We start from the raw sequence: 15,426 nt of genomic DNA, 5'->3' as shown, positions 1-15,426 counted from the left end.
AGCTTCTAAGCCCCGGTAAGGGAATATTTCTCCAGCAAGACGGTGTTTGCCGCCCGCTGGTACCAGTCGTTGAATACCAGCTCTACTTCGTCCACTTCGAACGTGCCGATGAAGTGGTGCTGGTATTTTTCGATGTTGGCCAGCAGTGTTTTGGTGTCCAGTATTTTGCTTCGGAAGCGAATGACGGTGGAATGAGCCGTTTGGATGCTGTAGCGCTGGTCGATGGACTGCTGCAAGGCCGCGTGCTGGAAATAGGCGCGGGTGCGGTCGCGCAGTTCGGCCAGGCCGGGGCCGAGGGGAGTGCCCTGCACGATGATGCCGCCCGGCGAGGCCGTGAGGCCCGAAAACGTGACCCCGAACGGCCGCACGGGCCCCGCAATTTCGCGCACGGCCGCCCGGTACGCCGCGGCGTCAACCATGGGCAGCGCAAACCCGCGGTAGCAGGAAATGATGGATAGCACGGTGAGGTGCACGTCGGCGGCCGGGTAGTAGTACTGCCGGGGCTCGGTGCGGCGGAAATCGTCCAGAATTGTTTCGAGGGCGGCGGTGATGCGGGCCGGGAACCGCGCCAGCAGCGTGATGCCGCGGCGGTCGTCGTCCGGTGCGTCAAGCAGCGGGTCCAGCTCGGCCCGGCCCTGCGCCAGCTGGTGAACGGCCGCGGCGCGCATGGCGTCGTAGTGCGCTTGGAGGTTCATGAGGAGCGGCAGAAACGGTGCGTAGGCGGGGCCCCCGGGGCCCTGGAAATGCCGCAGAGCTGCCGCGCCCGGTGCCGGTGCTTTGCGCGACGGTCGGCAAAAAGCCCGCCGCTGCCGTAGAATGTGCGGCAGCGGCGGACTTTTTGCCGACCCAAAGCGACAATTATTTGCTTAGGAGCGGTAGAATCACGCATCAATTCCTCTTTCGGTCGCACCGATTCGACTAAAACACGAATTAATGCGGGTTTGAGTCGAACTGCTGCGGATTTAAGCCGAATCGATTCGTGCTTTGGTCGAATTGGTACGGGTTTTAACCGCATCGATGCGGCAATTGGTCGAACCTAAACTTTGGCTGGTTTGGGAATTCTGGCGGGGCCGTTGGTGGCGTAGCGGGCGGCCATCTTCTGCTCCAGGTCGCGCAGGCCGGGGGTGCGGCCGTTATCGTCCTGCACGTTTTTGTAGACGAGGCGAGCCACTTCCATCACGCCCGCGCCGGCCACCAGGCCCAGCTTGGCGAGCAAATCGGCGATGGCCTGGGCGGTGGTTTGCAGCTCGCTGGCCTCGTCGAAGGTGGCGAGCTGCGCGGGGTACTGCGCAATCACCTCGTCGGTGATGGAGCGGCTGAGCACCTGCGTGAAGCCGGTCAGCACCTGGCCGGCCTGCTGGGCGAAAGGAATGCTGTCGCGCCCCATGCCCTTCGAGGCCAGGCTCTTCTGGTCTTCCTTGGTGAGGTCGGGCTGGTAGGGCTGCAACAGCGCCAGGGCCGCCAGCAGGTGCTGGGCCACGTCGGCTTTTACTTTGGGGTCAATCGGACCGGGAACGGGTATCATGCAAAATAATAAAAAATGGAAAAGAATAGAACCGGCCGCGGCGGGCGTACCGGCCCGGCAAGATAGCGGCCCGGCCGGGCTTTTCTCAACTTCTCAGCCAGCAAGGGAAACGGCCCGGGGCGCAAATGGCGCGGGGCTTGGCCCCGTGCCGCGGTGCTGCGGGCCTCCGGCCCGCTTCCCGGAACGATGCCAGCGCCCGCCGTTCGCTAACGCCCACCGTTTAACGGTTGCGGGCCAGAGGCCCGCGGCACCGCGGCACGGGGCCGAGCCCCGCGCCAGGGCAGGCTACTCCTTGGTCGGCAAAGAGCCCTGCCCCAGCCACCGCGCCACGGGGTAGCGGTTGTGGGTGGGCTCGTAGTAGGCCGAGTGCTGGTACACCCATTCGAGCTGGGCGGGGCCGCTGGCGGCCAGCTGGGCGTCGGCCTGGCGGGCGGCTTCGAGCTGCTGGCGCAGGGCCGGGTCGCGGCGCAGCAGGTCGGCGGCGAGGTCCTCGAACACGTAGTCGGAGTAGTGCTCTTTCTGCTGCAAAATGCTGTCGAAGAAGCCCCAGGCGAAGAACGAGTCGGTGGCCCGGGGCTCCAGGGTTTCCACCAGGTAGCGGGCGGCGGGCTGGGCCACGCGGGCCACGTAGTCGCCGGCGCGGCAGGCCACGGGGCCCTGCACGGGGCGCAGCCGCACCTGGCTGTGCAGGTAGTGGCCCTCGTAGGCGCGGGGCACGGTCTGGAAATCCTCCACGTAGTACGTCTCGGCGGGCACGGTCACGTCCTGTGCCAGGCGCTCCAGCCGCACGCCGTTGCGGCGCAGGTTGTCCACCACCTCGCCCCAGGCCTGCGGGATGAGGTAGGCCGTGGGGGCCCCCGCGGTGGCCGTGGCATGGGCCGTGTTGGTGTAGGGCACGGGCCGGGTGTAGGGCCGGGCGCGGTCGTAGTACAGGCGCGGCTGGCCGCTGACTTCGCTGGGCCGGTGGCCGGCCTCGTAGCCGCGGAACTGCACGGTTTCGCTCGGCTTGTCGTCCAGGGCCCAGGCCAGGGGGAAGGTGGTTTGGGTGGCCTGCGCGGCCAGGGCCCCGGCGCGGGCGGCCAGCAGGGCAGGGGCCTGGCGCTGCACGGTTTCGAGCATCGTCAGCAGCAGGTCGTAGGTGGCCTGCACGCGGGGCCCGAAGGCCTTCAGCATGTGGGTTTCGGGCATGAAGCCGATGGTGTGGAACAGGGCCGCGTAGCCGGTGGAGTAGCGCGGGCTCTCCAAAAACGCCTGCATCCCGCTCTCCGGCGTTTCGCCGTTAAAGTCCACGTACGGCGTCATGGGCCACTTTTTCTGGTCCATGCCGTGGTACAGCGCGGGCAGCATTTCCTTTTGCAAGTAGGCCCCCAGGGCTGGCGCCAGCTTGCTGTGCTGGGTCGGGATGAGCGTCATCGTGTACTGGTAGTCGGCGCCGTTGGAGGTGTGCGTTTCCACAAATACCTCGGGCTGCCACTTCTGAAACAGCGCCGCAAACGAGCGGGCATTGCGCGAGTCCTGCTTCACGTAGTCGCGGTTCAGGTCGAAATTGCGGGCGTTGCCGCGGAAGCCGTAGCTGGCCGGGCCGTTCTGGTTGGCGCGGGTGGTACTGTTGCGGTTCAGGGCCCCGCCCACGTTGTAGATGGGCACGATGACGACCGTGACGCCCGCCAGCAGCTTGCCCAGCCGGGGCTGCTGCACCAGGTCGCGCGCCAGCATCATGCTCGCGTCGATGCCCTCGGGCTCGCCCGGGTGAATGCCGTTCTGGATGAACAGCACCGGCCGGTGCAGGGCCCGCAGGTGCACGGGGTCGGTGTCGCCGTCGGCCGACAGCACGACTTCGTGCAGCGGCAGGCCGCAGTCGGTGGGCCCCGCCTCGCGCAGGCTGATGTGGCCCGGGTAAGCGGCGGCCAGCTTTTGGTAGTAGGCCACGCACTCGGCGTGGGTGGCGGTGGTGTTGTGGGCCGGGTCGTTCTCAAAGGGGGTGCGCCAGGCGGGGGCGGGCGCGGGGGCTGAAGCGGAAGGAGTGGCGGTCATCAGCGCGGCGAAGAGGAAAGCGAACATGGCTGCAAATTCCACCAAAAAGCCGAACCGCGCCCGGGGCCCCCGCGTACCTGTGCCCAGTACCGTTGCTTTCCCCATGTCCGACTCGCCCCTCGCTTCCGCCGCCCCTCGTCCGCTCGTCCTCGTGTCCAACGACGACGGCATCACCGCCCCCGGCATCGGGCACTTGGTGCGCATCGTGCAGGCCCTGGGGGCCGAAGTGGTGGTGGTGGCGCCCGACTCGCCGCAGTCGGGCATGGGCCACGCCATCACCATCGGCCAGCCGCTGCGCCTGACGGAAAACCGCGTATTTGGGCCCGACGTGGCCGCCTACCAGTGCTCGGGCACGCCGGCCGACTGCGTAAAAATTGCCAAGCACCACGTGCTGAAGGACCGCACGCCCGACCTCGTGGTGTCGGGCATCAACCACGGCTCCAACGCCTCGGTGAACGTGCTGTACTCGGGCACCATGTCGGCGGCCATCGAGGCGGCCATCGAGGGGCTGCCGGCCATCGGCTTTTCGCTGTGCGAATACGGCGACGACGCCGACTTCTCGCACGTGGGGCCCTGGGTAACCCAGATTTGCCAGCACGCCCTGGCCCACGGCGTGCCCCCCGGCACGGCCCTGAACGTGAACATTCCCAAGAAGTCAGCCGGGCCCGTGGCCGGCCTGCGCCTGAGCCGCCAGGCCCGCGCCAAGTGGCAGGAAGAGTTCGACGAGCGCCACGACCCCTACCAGCGCCCGTATTTCTGGCTCATCGGCTCGTTCGTGAACCTCGACCCCGGCACCGACACCGACGAGTGGGCCCTGGCCCACCAGTACGTGTCCATTGTGCCCTGCCAGTTTGATTTAACGGCTTACCGCGGCCTGGAATTCCTCAGCCAGCAGTGGCAGCTGCCGCTGCCCGCCGTCGGCGCCGCCGTTGCGCCGCCGCAGCCCATCCCGGCCGAAGACTACGGCATTGCCGCGGACGAGCCGGGTGCCTGGGCGGCGGACTAAAGCTGCGGCCGGGGCCCCGGCGGCACCGCCCGCACGGTTTTGGGGCGGCCGGTGGCCCAGGCCGACTTGCGCACCACCACCGGCGCGGCCCGGGCCGCGCGGTGCACGCGGGCCCAGTGCCGGCCCGACGCCACCACGCCGAGCACCAGCGCCAGCGCCAAAAAAAGCACGTATTTCATAACCCGGAGGGCAAGGGCAGCAACCACAGTAGTAAGCTAGCACCCAGTGGGTGAAGCCGCCGTGAACTGCCGCGCCCGCAACCTAGTCCGCCGCCGGCCCAAACCCCAACACGAAGGCTGTGCCCTGGCCCAGCACCGACTCGGCCCGCAGCGTCGCCCCGTGGAAAGCGGCAATGGTTTGGGCAATGGGCAGGCCCAGGCCGTAGCCCTCCGGGGCCCCCGGGCCAGGCGCGGAAAACCGCCGGAACCGGTCGAATAAGTGGGGCAGGTGCTCGGCGGCAATGCCGGGGCCCTTGTCCTCCACCCGCAGGGCGTAGCCACCGGCCGGCGTGGGCCGCCCCACAATGCGGATGACGCCGCCCGCGTGGTTGTACTTGATGGCGTTGGCCAGCAGGTTGCGCAGCAGCGTGTGCAGCAGCGTGGCGTTGGCGCGGGGCAGCACGTGGTCGGGCTGGAGGTCAACGGTCAGCGAGAGGTCGCGCTGCTGGCGGCGGTCGTCGAGCTCCTCGGCCACGTCGCGCGCGGTTTGGCTCAGGCTCACTACTTCGTCGCGCAGGTACTGCTCGTTCTCGATGTTGGCGATGAGCAGCAGCGTGCGCACCGTGTTGCGCAGGCGGTAAAGCGTGCGCTGCGACTCCACTACCTGGCGGGCGTGCTGCTCGGGCAGGGTGTGGTCTTGCAGCATGTTTTCGAAGCGCGACTGCAAAATGCTCACCGGCGTGAGCAGCTCGTGGCTTACGTTGCTCATGAACTCGCGCTCCTTCTCGAAGGCCGACTGAATCTGGCGCATCAGCGCGTTCAGGCCGTCGTCGAGGCGCCGGAAATCGGTGGTGCCGGTGGCGATGGGCGCAAACGAAAACTCCGACGGCTGCCGGATGCCGCGCAGCTTGCGCACCGTCAGCTCGCGCAGGGGCCCCAGCAGGTAGTGGGCAAAGGCCACGTCGGAGAGCACCGTGAGCAGCGCCACGGCCACCAGCACCCACAGCGCGAGCTGCCGCAGCGTTTGGGTAAGCAGTTCCAACGTGCCCAGCGACGAGCCAATTTCGAGCCGAAACGCCCGCCCGCCCGGCCCACTCGCCGGCACGACGCAGCTCAGGATGCGGAAGTCCTCCACCTCGTTGTCCACCTGCCGCCGCTCCTCAAACACGCGCTCGGTGGGGGCCCCGGGGCCCCGCCGCAGCGGCGTGATGCTGATGTATTCCTGCTTGAGCAGGTTGTAGTCGGCGTAGGTTTCGCTGCGCTCGGCGCGCACAAAGGCGGCCAGACCGTCGCGCTGCACAAGGGCCAACACTTCCAGCTTCTTTTCGTGCAGGCGCTGGTCGGTGTGGGCCACCGCCACCCGCTGCACAATGGGCGTGATGAGCAGCACCCCCAGCAGCACCAGTAGCAGCTTCGACAGCGCATTGAACAGGGCCAGCTTGGTTTCTAAGCGCATTCGCTTCAATTAAAAATGACGAATTAAAAATTAAAAATTAGATGTTGCGGAGCAGTGAAAAACGCTTGCCTAATAAGCCGACCCTGACCGGAAGGTTACCCCGCAGGAAAGGATAGCCGCGCATTTTTAATTTTTAATTCATCATTTTTAATTCCCTTCCGAGGCCCGGTAGCCGATGCCGCGCACGGTTTCGAGGAAGTCGGCGGGGGCGAACTGGGCCAGCTTTTTGCGCACGTTTTTGATGTGCACGTCGATGTAGTTCGAGTCGGAATCGTCTTCCAACACGTTGCCCCACAGGTGCTCGCCAAGCTGCAAGCGCGTGAGCACCCGGCCGCGGTGCAGCAGCAAGTAGTGCAGCAGGTCGAACTCTTTTTTGGTGAGGGGCACCTCCTGGCCGCCCTGGCGCACAATGCGCGCCGTGGAGTCGAGGCTGAAGCCGTCGCCGAAGGTGATTTCCGAGCGCTTCAGCCCAAACTTGCGGCGCGTGATGGCCTGCATCCGGCTAGTCAACTCCAAGAGGGAAAAGGGCTTAGGTAGGTAATCGTCGGCCCCGAGGTCGAGGCCGCGGATGCGGTCGTCGAGGGCCCCGCGGGCGGTGAGCACGATGAACGACGCCTCCTGGCCCTCGCGGGGGCGGGCCTCGCGCAGCAAGTCGAGGCCGTCGCCATCGGGCAAGCCCAGGTCGAGCAGCACGAAATCGTAGCTGTTGACGAACAGCTTTTCCGACGCTTCGGAGTAGGTAAACGCCGAATCGACGAGGTACTGGGCCTGCCGCAGGAACTGCCGCATTTCCTGGTGGAGGCTTTTTTCGTCTTCGACAAGCAGAACGTGCATGGCTGGGGGGAAGGGGAGTGGAAGGAGAGCCGCAATGGCGACACAACATTCGGTACGTAATGGTTAGATAAAGATGAAGATTTGCTGTCGATTTGATGAAGAAATTTTTTAATGTGTGCAGCGGGGCTCCGGTGTCCCTTTCTTTGGGGCCCTATTATTAATCTCTCTTGTTTGCCATGAAGCCTTGGACGTTGCGCGCCGTGTGGGCGCTATTGGTGCTGTTGGTTGCGGGGCTGGGCGTGGCCGCCGTGCCCGCCGCGCCGCCCGCCCTCACCGTGTACGTGGTGCGCCACGCCGAAAAAGACCTCACCCCTGGCCTGCCCGACCCGCCCCTGACGGCCGCCGGCCAAGCCCGTGCCCAGGCCCTGGCGGGGGCCCTGCGCCGGGCGCACCCGGCGGCCCTGTTCACCACCAACACCCGGCGCACCCGCGCCACTTTGGCCCCGCTAGCTGCCGCCACCGGCCTGGCCCCGCGCCTCTACGACGCCAAGCAGCCGGGGGCCCTAGCCGATACGCTGCGCCGCGCCTATGCTGGCCGGGCCGTGGTGGTGGTGGGCCATTCCAACACGCTGCTGCCGCTGCTGGCCGCGCTGGGGGCCCCCGCGCCGGTAGCCGAAATCAGTGACGACGAGTACAGCTACCTGTTTGAGGTGCGCGTGCCGGCCCAGGGCCCCGCTACGGTGCGCGTGCGGCACTACGGCGCCCGCTGATTGCGAAAACGACGTTGGGCCATACTTTTGGCCGATTGACTGGCTTTTTACTGTTTAGATCGATGCGCTACTTCTCTGCTTTGTTCCTGGCCGGCCTGCTGGCCGGCGGCCCCACCGCCCGCGCCCAAACCGCGCCCGCGGGGCCCACAACCGACTCGCTCAACATCCGCCGCATTTTCGACGAGGCCCTGCTGCGCGGGCAGTGCTACGAAAACCTGCGCTACCTCACCGGCACCATCGGCGGGCGGCTCTCGGGCTCGCCCCAGGCCCAGTTGGCCGTGGAGTGGGGCCAGCGCACGATGGAAAAAGCGGGCTTCGACAAGGTGTACTTGCAGGAAGTGATGGTGCCGCACTGGGTGCGGGGCCCCAAGGAGCGCGGCGAAATCATTGGCAACAAAGGCAAGAGCGTGCCCGTGGCCGTGTGCGCCCTGGGCAACTCAGTGGGCACCAGCGGCAAACTGCGCGCCGGTGTAGTGGAGGTGCACAGCCTCGACGAGCTGAAAAAGCTGCCCGATGCCGCTGTAAAAGGCAAGTTCGTGTTCTTCAACCGGCCCTTCGACGACGCCCTCATCGAGCCTGGCCAGGCCTACGGCGCCGCCGGCGACCAGCGCCGCAGCGGCCCCGCCGAGGCCGGCCGCCGCGGGGCCGTGGGGGCCCTGGTGCGCTCCCTCACCAGCGCCCGCGACGACAACCCCCACACCGGCACCACCCGCTACGAAACCGGGGTGGCGCAGGTGCCTGGCGCGGCCCTCAGCACCCTGGCCGCCGACCGCCTCAGCCTGCTGCTAAAGGCCGACCCGAGCCTGAAATTTGAACTGGAAATGGGCTGCCTGATGCTGCCCGACGAGAAAAGCTACAACGTGGTGGGCGAAATCCGGGGCTCGAAATTCCCGCAGGAAATCATCACCGTCGGCGGCCACCTCGACTCGTGGGACCTCGCCCAGGGGGCCCACGACGACGGCACCGGCGTGACGCAGAGCATGGAGGCCCTGCGCCTGCTGCGCGCTGCCGGCCTCAAGCCCGAGCGCACCGTGCGCGCCGTGCTCTTCATGAACGAGGAGAACGGCACCCGCGGCGGCAACGAGTACGCCCGCCTGGCCCAGGTGAACAGGGAAACGCACCTGGCGGCCATCGAAAGCGACGGCGGCGGCTTCACGCCCCGCGGCTTTGCCGTGCAAGGCAACCCCGAGGCGCAGCGCAAAATCGCCGCCTGGGGGCCCTTGCTGCGCCCCTACCACGCCGCCGACATCGTGCCCGGCCACTCGGGCACCGACATCGAGCCCCTCGAGGCCGCCGTGCACCCCAAGGCCCTCATCGGCTACGATTGCGACTCGCAGCGCTACTTTGATCTGCACCACACCTCCGCCGACACGTTCGACAAGGTGAACAAGCGGGAGCTGGAGCTGGGCGCCGGCAGCATGGCCGCCCTTATTTATTTGCTGGCGAAATATTCGTTGTAGTAATGCGTAGGAAATACTATCAATTAACGGGTTTAATCATGAGAAAAAACATTTTATTGGTCCCATTAATTACTGCCACTTCGTTCATACTGGAAGGGTGCGAATCTGTTCCGAAAAAACTGATAACGGGATGGTGGAGTGTTGATAAAGTAATATTCGATAAAAGGAACATAATTCCTTGCTTCACTTTAAATATATTAGAGTTCAAACCTGATAATACTTGTTTGGTACCGTCAACTTTGCCAACGTATTGCTCCTCTTTAGAAGCTTTTGCTAAGTATGGTGATTGGAACTTTGACGAGGCGCATATGATTTTAGTTATAAACTCCAAAAATAAATTTTTTGATAAGAAATATCATATTAAATTTATAGATGATACTATTAGAAACATGCTTGTCATGAAGCTTATTTCTTCTACTGATACAATTATTTGCAGGAAAGGAATGTATTTTTATAATGCTCAAGAAATGAAGAAAATAATTAATTACAATAGATTTTAGTAAATCACATCAATTAATTTGGAATTAGAATAGAAAATATTTTGTCGAGCTTCGGTATAAAAAATGATGTCGTTGCGGCAATTGAGGGCCTTGTTTTGAGGCGTGCAATTGCTGGCTAGAACCGCTCTTGTCCAGTTTATTTTGCCCCTAGTGCTGCTCCATGTAGCGCTGGCCCAGCACGAGGTTGCCGCCGAAGAAGCGTGCGGCGACCAGCGCCGTGGTCAGCACCTGGGCGTTGTTCAGGCGGCGACGCGGGTCGGCCCGGCGCGCCCAACTGGGGCGGGTCAGCGTGAGCAAATCATCGAGAAAGCTGTACATGGCAACGGTCTGTTCGCGCATGGATGGCAGGACTTGAAGGGGGCGAATACTTCAAACCTAGCCTGTTCCAGTTCCTGCCGAACAGACTTTTTTTATGCCCCCCGCTACTCCGCAACTTGGGTTAATTAATACCATTCAGAGCATCGTGGGCGTGGACATCGACTGCTTCGCCTCGTACCCGGTGGTGGACGGCCAGGGCACCAACGGCGGCTACTGCGGCCTGGCCGTGAAGCCCATTGCCCCGAACATGCTCAAGAACTGCGCCCAGCACCCAGGCGTGCGCCTGCCCATATCGGGCATCGGCGGCATCGAGAACTGGCGCGACGCCGTGGAACACATCTTGTTGGGGGCCAGTTCGGTGCAGATTTGCACGGCGGCTATGCAGTTCGGCTTCGGCATTATCCGCGAGCTGCTGAGCGGGCTGGAAGAGTACATGGTGGAGAAAAATTTCCACACCATTTATGACTCTGTGGGCAAGGCCCTGCCCAACGTGCGCCACTGGGAAGACCTGAACATGAAGTACCAGGTGAAGGCCCACATCCACGAGGGAAAGTACATTGGCTGCCAGCTCTGCTACACGGCCTGCGAGGACGGGGCCCACCAGGCCATCCGGCTGCAACCCGGTAGTCGCGTGCCGGCCATCATCGAGGACAACTGCGTGGGGTGCAACATTTGCTCGCTGGTGTGCCCGGTGGAAAACTGCATCACGGTGGACCGCCGCGACGACGGCACCCAGCACCAGACCTGGAAGGAGCGCACCGCCGCGGGCACCATCCCCACCGAGTTCAACGACGAACGCGCCGGCGGCCGCCACCACTGGGTGCCCGCGCCCGCCGCCCTGGGCAAGGAGCGCCACAAAACGCTGCCCGGCACCGCGTGGGCCCTGGGGCCCCTGTAGTGCTTTCCGCTAAAAAAAAGGGGCCCCGCTGCTAGCAGCGGGGCCCCTTTTGGCATTTGCCCAAACGGTGTTAGTTGGGGTTCAAAATCGAGAACAGCTCGTCGAGCTTCGGCGTGAGGATGATGTCGGTGCGGCGGTTGAGGGCCTTGTTGGCGGGCGTGTCGTTGGCCGCTACGGGCAGGTTTTGGCCGCGGCCGGACGGTGTCACTTGGGCAGGGTCCATGCCGGCGGAGGTGAGCAAGCGCGTGATTTCGGTGGCGCGCAGCACGCTTAGGTCCCAGTTGTCCTTGGCGCCGTTCACCACGCCTTTGATGGGCACGTTGTCGGTGTGGCCTTCCACGAGCACGTTCACGTCCTTGTTGTCTCTCAGGGCGTTGGCGAGCTTAATTAGCGCGTCCTGGCCCTTGGGGTCTACTTTCGTCGAGCCCGATTTAAAGAGCAATTGCTCGGAAAGTGACACGTACACTTTGCCATTTTTCACATTCACTTGCAGGTCCTGGGCGTTGAAGCCGAGCAGGGCGTCGCTCACGCGCTGGCGCAGGGCCTTGGTGGCGGCGTCCTTCTCGTCGAGTACGCGCTGCAACTCGGCGATGCGGGCATTTTTGCCGGCCAGGTCCTGCTCGGTGGTACCGAGGGCCGAATTGAGCTGGTTCACCTGGTTGTTTTTATTGAGCAGGGTGCCGCGCAAGCTTTCCTCGCTGCGATTTTTCTCGGAGGCGAGGGCCGTTTTTTCGAGCTGTAACTGGTCGCGCGATTTGGTCAGGTCGCTGTTCTGCTGTTGCAAAGCCGCAATTTCTTTCTGGTTGCAGCCGGGCAAGGCCAGTGCGGCAACCACGAGCAGGGCGGGGGCGAAGGAACGCATCATGGGGTGTGGAGCGGGAAGGGTGAAGAAAAAACGGGGCCCGGCGGGCCGGCGTAGCGTTGGGCTTGAAACGGGCACGGCCGGCCAGGGTTACCTTTGGCCTTTCCGCTGTTGCCGTGCGCCGTTTCCTTTTCGTTGCTTGCCTGGGGGCCCTGGCCGGGGCCCCCGCCGCCCAGGCCCAATCGGCCGCGCCCGCGGCCCGCTACTGGGTAACCTTGGCCGATAAAAACGGAGTGGCCTTCGATCCCCGGGCCTACTTCTCGGCCCCGGCCCGGGCCCGCCGCGCCCGCCAGCACTTACCTGCGTTCGAGGAGTCGGACCGGCCTGTGCGCGCCGATTACGTGGCCTGCATCCGCGTCGCCGTGGACACCGTGACGCTCGTCAGCCGCTGGTTCAACGCCGTGGCCGTGCGCGCCACCCCGGCCCAGGCCGCCGCGCTGGGGGCCCTGCCGGGCGTACGCGCCGTGGCCGTGTGGCCGCAGCAATCGGCCCAGCCCGCGGCGGCTCGTCGTCGGATTTTTAGGGCCCCAGCGCCTCCAAAATCCGACGACGAGCCGCCCTACGTTTCGCCCGAAGACTACCTGTTGGCCCGTCGCCAAACCGCCGTGCTGGGGGCCCCCGCCTGGCAGCGCGCCGGCCTCGACGGCCGCGGGCTGCGCATTGCGCTGTTCGACGTAGGGTTCCGGGGGGTGGACGAGCACCCGGCGTTTGCGGCGCTGCGGGCGCGCCACGGCATTGTGGCCACCCACGATTTCCTGGCCAACCGCCCCGACGTGTACCGCGGCGGCAGCCACGGCACCGAGGTGCTGGGCTGCCTGGCCGGCCGCCTGCCTGGGGGCCCCAGCGCGGCCCTGGCCGCCGGGCCCGCCCTGGGCCTGGCCCCCGCCGCCGACTACCTGCTGGCCCGCACTGAGCGGGCGCTGCGCGAAACCCTGAGCGAGGAAGAAGCCTGGCTGGCCGCTGCCGAGTGGGCCGACCGCGCGGGTGCTGACATCATCAACTCTTCGCTGGCCTACACCGAGCAGCGCTACTTCCCCGAGGAAATGAACGGCCGCCGCAGCCTGGTGGGGCGCGCCGCCGCCCTGGCCGCCCACAAGGGCATGCTGGTGGTGTGCGCCGCCGGCAACGACGGCGACACCGACTGGGTGCGCATCGGCACGCCGGCCGACGCTGACTCGGTGCTGGCCGTGGGCGGGCTCGACCCCGATACGGGCCTGCACCTGGCCTTCAGCTCGGTGGGCCCCAGCGCCGACCGCCGGGTGAAGCCCGACGTGTCGGCCTTCGGCATTGTGCTGAGCACCACGCCCGGCGGCAACTACGAGCGGCTGGAAGGCACCTCGTTCGCGTCGCCGCTGGTGGCGGGTTTTGCGGCCTGCGCCTGGCAGCAGCAGCGCGGCCTCACGGCGGCCCAGCTCTACGGACGGCTGCGGGCGGCGGGCGACCTCTACCCGTACTTTGACTACGCCAACGGCTACGGCCTGCCCCGGGCGGCTTCTTTCCTGGAAAAAGGCCCCGCGCGCCCCGTGGGGCCCACCTTCGATTTTATGCCTAACGACTCGCTGGTGGCCGTGGTGCTGCGGCCCGCGGCGGCCACGCGCCCGGCCCAGGAGCTGCCCCTGGTGGCCGAGCTGCCCGACGCGCCGGGGCCCCCGCTACCCGGTGGCCCAGCGCCAAGCCCTGGCCCGGCGGCCGAGTTTCCACCTTACCTCTACTGGCACCTGGCTGACCGCCGCGGCGTGCTGCGCCGCTACGAAGTGCGCGCGGTGACGCAGCGCCTGGTGCTGCAAGTGCCGCGCCGGCTGCTACGCGGCGGCGACGCGCTACGGGTAGAATTCAAAGGCTACACGGCCACGTACTCGGAATGAGCCTACTACTTATGGAACGGCGCTTCCGCGAATTTTGGACGAACCCGGGGCCCGCCGCCCGCGCCCTGGCGGCGGGAGCCCTGCTGCTGCCGGGCGTGGCCCGTGCCCAGCAAGTGCTGCTGCGCGCCAACGTGGCCGACGACACCCTGCTGAACCGCACGGGCCCCAACCGCCGCTACTTCGGCCACCTCTACGCGGGGGCGGGGCTGGTGGCGGGCGCCGGGGCCCCCGATGCGCCGCTGCGCCACGGGCTGGCGTCGGCCGAGCTCCAGCTGGGGGGGCGGCTCAAGCGGCGCTTCACCCAAAACGTGGCCGTGGTGGCCGACCTGCGCTACGCCTACCTGCGCTACGGCTTCGACCAAACGGCCGCCAAAACCTTCCCCAGCGCCGGCCTGCACCGGTCCGAATTCCTGGGCCTGCACCAACTCCAGGCCGAGGGCGGGCTGCGCCTCAACGCCGGTCGCCGGGGCAACACCGTGGGCTCGTACCTCGACCTGCTGGCCTGGGGGGGCTGGGTGGCCGGCACCTCCCGTACGGCCGCCGACGACCCCGCCCCCGGGGGCCCCACCAGCACCACTACCACCGACACCGGCCTGCCTTACCTGCGCCGCTGGACTGGCGGAGCAGGGGCCCGCCTGGGCTTCGACCGCTATGCCCTGGTGGCCCGCCGCCGCTTCAGCGCCGCGCGCGGCCCCGGCAGCGCCCCTGGCGAAGGCCCCGACCTGCCGGCCTGGGTGCTGGGGTTCGAGATTGGGTTGTTTTGAGGCGCTACGGTGGCGGTTAGCGGCATCTTTTATGGGGGTTTTTTCGTATATTCAGAAACCATTATGGGGCGGCCCCGCCGATCCGGCATTACTTTTGAGTTACTTTCCAAGTATCATTATTTTATATGAAATCAATTCTCCGCTACTTCGTAACGGCGGCTTTGCTGCCCGCCGCTTTTTCATGTGCCACTACCGAGCGCGAAGCCGCTAACACCAACAAGGACCCCCGCACCACTTATATGCCGCCGGCCCCCGGGGCCCGCAACCGCCTCAACAGCCAAACCGTGCTGAACACGGTGCGCGCCACCCACGCGTTTTCCAACCCCAAAACCCGCGACAACTTCACGCTGCAACTGCGCGGCGCGCGCATCCTCACCGGCCAGGTGCACCTCATCGTAACCAGCTCCGCCGGTGATACCCTGCGCCACGAGGTGATGCCCGCCCGCGCCCTGCTCGACGGCCAGGCCGATGCTCGCCCCACCACCACCCGCGACCAGGAAATTGCCATTCTGCGTGGCATGAATACCTTCTTTTCCGCCAGCCACTTCTCGCAGCCCGCCGTGCCTACCCAAGAGCCCCAGCCCGCCGAAGTGGACGCGGCCGTGTGGCAGGCCTTGCGCGCCGACCCTACCGCCGTGGCCTTCGATTTCCCGGGCCCCGACGGCTCGGAACGCCGCCTGGCCTACGTGCGCAAAATGCGCAAAGCTGTGGTGTTGAGCCAGTAAAGGCCCTATTTGTTCCGGTTTTAATACGTTTACCTGCTTTTTTGCCCGATGAAATTCTTCCTGTCGTTTGTGGCCGTTCTGGTGGCCATCCTGCTGTTTGAGCGGTTCTTTCCCTCGGCAGCCCCCATCAATCCCGTGTTGCCCATAGGCCCGCAGGTGGAAGTAAGCGGCCACGGCGCCGACGTTCCGACGGGCCCCAGCGCCCCTGTGGGCCCGGGCCCGGCCGCGCCGGTAGCACCACCTCAGTAGCACAGTATTGTTGTTAAAAAGGCCGCCCTTGGGCGGCCTTTTTTGTGCGTTGGCCGGACGGG

At 65.7% G+C, this 15,426-nt stretch carries 16 protein-coding genes and 1 pseudogene; 9 read left to right on the top strand and 8 right to left on the bottom strand.

Going from position 1 to position 15,426, the window contains the following annotated elements:
• Window positions 1-5 precede the first annotated feature (5 nt).
• From AXW84_RS10610 to AXW84_RS10600, 3 genes are all read right to left on the bottom strand, one after another.
• On the bottom strand, window positions 6-695 hold the full coding sequence (locus AXW84_RS10610) for a 2'-5' RNA ligase family protein (RefSeq protein ID WP_068232512.1): 690 nt from the start codon (window positions 693-695) through the stop codon (window positions 6-8).
• Window positions 696-1,036: 341 nt separating this feature from the next.
• Window positions 1,037-1,525 (bottom strand): hypothetical protein, encoded by a 489-nt coding sequence (locus AXW84_RS10605; RefSeq protein WP_068232509.1) that lies wholly within the window; start codon window positions 1,523-1,525, stop codon window positions 1,037-1,039.
• Window positions 1,526-1,810: 285 nt separating this feature from the next.
• A complete protein-coding gene (locus AXW84_RS10600; RefSeq protein ID WP_082773826.1) occupies window positions 1,811-3,586 on the bottom strand; it encodes a M14 family metallopeptidase in 1,776 nt (591 codons plus the stop codon).
• Between the two features lie 76 nt (window positions 3,587-3,662).
• Here AXW84_RS10600 and surE point away from each other — a divergent pair, with 76 nt between their 5' ends.
• On the top strand, window positions 3,663-4,565 hold the full coding sequence (gene surE / locus AXW84_RS10595; protein ID WP_082773825.1) for a 5'/3'-nucleotidase SurE: 903 nt from the start codon (window positions 3,663-3,665) through the stop codon (window positions 4,563-4,565).
• Here surE and AXW84_RS10590 read toward each other — a convergent pair.
• The 3 genes from AXW84_RS10590 to AXW84_RS10580 all read right to left on the bottom strand — a co-directional run bounded on the left by AXW84_RS10590 (window position 4,562) and on the right by AXW84_RS10580 (window position 7,013).
• On the bottom strand, window positions 4,562-4,744 hold the full coding sequence (locus AXW84_RS10590) for a hypothetical protein (protein ID WP_068232506.1): 183 nt from the start codon (window positions 4,742-4,744) through the stop codon (window positions 4,562-4,564). The genes surE and AXW84_RS10590 overlap by 4 nt on opposite strands.
• An 82-nt stretch (window positions 4,745-4,826) precedes the next feature.
• The gene (locus AXW84_RS10585; protein ID WP_068232503.1) at window positions 4,827-6,179 is read right to left on the bottom strand and encodes a sensor histidine kinase; all 1,353 of its coding nucleotides are present in this window, start codon (window positions 6,177-6,179) and stop codon (window positions 4,827-4,829) included.
• Window positions 6,180-6,326: 147 nt separating this feature from the next.
• A complete protein-coding gene (locus tag AXW84_RS10580) occupies window positions 6,327-7,013 on the bottom strand; it encodes a response regulator transcription factor (RefSeq protein ID WP_068232500.1) in 687 nt (228 codons plus the stop codon).
• A 176-nt stretch (window positions 7,014-7,189) separates the two neighbouring features.
• Here AXW84_RS10580 and AXW84_RS10575 point away from each other — a divergent pair, with 176 nt between their 5' ends.
• From AXW84_RS10575 to AXW84_RS24815, 3 genes are all read left to right on the top strand, one after another.
• A complete protein-coding gene (locus tag AXW84_RS10575) occupies window positions 7,190-7,723 on the top strand; it encodes a histidine phosphatase family protein (RefSeq protein WP_071892655.1) in 534 nt (177 codons plus the stop codon).
• A 62-nt stretch (window positions 7,724-7,785) separates the two neighbouring features.
• Entirely contained in the window at window positions 7,786-9,183 is a 1,398-nt protein-coding gene (locus AXW84_RS10570) for a M20/M25/M40 family metallo-hydrolase (protein ID WP_068232494.1), read from the top strand.
• Window positions 9,184-9,221: 38 nt separating this feature from the next.
• Complete coding sequence (locus AXW84_RS24815; RefSeq protein ID WP_157886942.1) at window positions 9,222-9,683, top strand: hypothetical protein; 462 nt, start codon at window positions 9,222-9,224, stop codon at window positions 9,681-9,683.
• Between the two features lie 150 nt (window positions 9,684-9,833).
• Here AXW84_RS24815 and AXW84_RS25515 read toward each other — a convergent pair.
• A pseudogene (locus tag AXW84_RS25515) lies at window positions 9,834-10,022 on the bottom strand (IS982 family transposase); the annotation flags it as partial.
• A gap of 73 nt (window positions 10,023-10,095) precedes the next feature.
• Between AXW84_RS25515 and AXW84_RS10560 the strand changes: the two are divergent.
• Window positions 10,096-10,899 (top strand): 4Fe-4S dicluster-binding protein, encoded by an 804-nt coding sequence (locus tag AXW84_RS10560; RefSeq protein WP_068232488.1) that lies wholly within the window; start codon window positions 10,096-10,098, stop codon window positions 10,897-10,899.
• A 70-nt stretch (window positions 10,900-10,969) separates the two neighbouring features.
• Here AXW84_RS10560 and AXW84_RS10555 read toward each other — a convergent pair whose 3' ends face one another.
• Complete coding sequence (locus AXW84_RS10555) at window positions 10,970-11,764, bottom strand: OmpA family protein (protein WP_071891194.1); 795 nt, start codon at window positions 11,762-11,764, stop codon at window positions 10,970-10,972.
• A 113-nt stretch (window positions 11,765-11,877) separates the two neighbouring features.
• Here AXW84_RS10555 and AXW84_RS10550 point away from each other — a divergent pair, with 113 nt between their 5' ends.
• The 4 genes from AXW84_RS10550 (at window position 11,878) to AXW84_RS10535 (ending at window position 15,364) form a co-directional block, all read left to right on the top strand.
• Window positions 11,878-13,626: a S8 family serine peptidase gene (locus tag AXW84_RS10550; RefSeq protein WP_068232486.1), complete on the top strand. Its 1,749-nt coding sequence runs from the start codon at window positions 11,878-11,880 to the stop codon at window positions 13,624-13,626.
• Entirely contained in the window at window positions 13,623-14,390 is a 768-nt protein-coding gene (locus tag AXW84_RS10545; protein WP_162268258.1) for a hypothetical protein, read from the top strand. The genes AXW84_RS10550 and AXW84_RS10545 overlap by 4 nt, the downstream gene beginning before the upstream one ends.
• Before the next feature lie 125 nt (window positions 14,391-14,515).
• Window positions 14,516-15,115, top strand: coding sequence for a hypothetical protein (locus AXW84_RS10540; protein WP_068232481.1), 600 nt, complete (start codon window positions 14,516-14,518; stop codon window positions 15,113-15,115).
• A 48-nt stretch (window positions 15,116-15,163) separates the two neighbouring features.
• On the top strand, window positions 15,164-15,364 hold the full coding sequence (locus AXW84_RS10535; protein WP_068232478.1) for a hypothetical protein: 201 nt from the start codon (window positions 15,164-15,166) through the stop codon (window positions 15,362-15,364).
• Window positions 15,365-15,426: the final 62 nt, after the last annotated feature.

Source organism: Hymenobacter sp. PAMC 26628 (assembly GCF_001562275.1).
Classification (GTDB): domain Bacteria; phylum Bacteroidota; class Bacteroidia; order Cytophagales; family Hymenobacteraceae; genus Hymenobacter.
This window is presented reverse-complemented; position numbering and strand designations above follow the sequence as displayed.

Excerpts from the sequence above, each read along its gene's own strand:
- AXW84_RS10610 (WP_068232512.1), bottom strand. The coding sequence starts at position 695 with ATGAACCTCCAAGCGCACTACGACGCCATGCGCGCCGCGGCCGTTCAC.
- AXW84_RS10605 (WP_068232509.1), bottom strand. The coding sequence starts at position 1,525 with ATGATACCCGTTCCCGGTCCGATTGACCCCAAAGTAAAAGCCGACGTG.
- AXW84_RS10600 (WP_082773826.1), bottom strand. The coding sequence starts at position 3,586 with ATGTTCGCTTTCCTCTTCGCCGCGCTGATGACCGCCACTCCTTCCGCT.
- surE (WP_082773825.1), top strand. The coding sequence starts at position 3,663 with ATGTCCGACTCGCCCCTCGCTTCCGCCGCCCCTCGTCCGCTCGTCCTC.
- AXW84_RS10590 (WP_068232506.1), bottom strand. The coding sequence starts at position 4,744 with ATGAAATACGTGCTTTTTTTGGCGCTGGCGCTGGTGCTCGGCGTGGTG.
- AXW84_RS10585 (WP_068232503.1), bottom strand. The coding sequence starts at position 6,179 with ATGCGCTTAGAAACCAAGCTGGCCCTGTTCAATGCGCTGTCGAAGCTG.
- AXW84_RS10580 (WP_068232500.1), bottom strand. The coding sequence starts at position 7,013 with ATGCACGTTCTGCTTGTCGAAGACGAAAAAAGCCTCCACCAGGAAATG.
- AXW84_RS10575 (WP_071892655.1), top strand. The coding sequence starts at position 7,190 with ATGAAGCCTTGGACGTTGCGCGCCGTGTGGGCGCTATTGGTGCTGTTG.
- AXW84_RS10570 (WP_068232494.1), top strand. The coding sequence starts at position 7,786 with ATGCGCTACTTCTCTGCTTTGTTCCTGGCCGGCCTGCTGGCCGGCGGC.
- AXW84_RS24815 (WP_157886942.1), top strand. The coding sequence starts at position 9,222 with ATGAGAAAAAACATTTTATTGGTCCCATTAATTACTGCCACTTCGTTC.
- AXW84_RS10560 (WP_068232488.1), top strand. The coding sequence starts at position 10,096 with ATGCCCCCCGCTACTCCGCAACTTGGGTTAATTAATACCATTCAGAGC.
- AXW84_RS10555 (WP_071891194.1), bottom strand. The coding sequence starts at position 11,764 with ATGATGCGTTCCTTCGCCCCCGCCCTGCTCGTGGTTGCCGCACTGGCC.
- AXW84_RS10545 (WP_162268258.1), top strand. The coding sequence starts at position 13,623 with ATGAGCCTACTACTTATGGAACGGCGCTTCCGCGAATTTTGGACGAAC.
- AXW84_RS10540 (WP_068232481.1), top strand. The coding sequence starts at position 14,516 with ATGAAATCAATTCTCCGCTACTTCGTAACGGCGGCTTTGCTGCCCGCC.
- AXW84_RS10535 (WP_068232478.1), top strand. The coding sequence starts at position 15,164 with ATGAAATTCTTCCTGTCGTTTGTGGCCGTTCTGGTGGCCATCCTGCTG.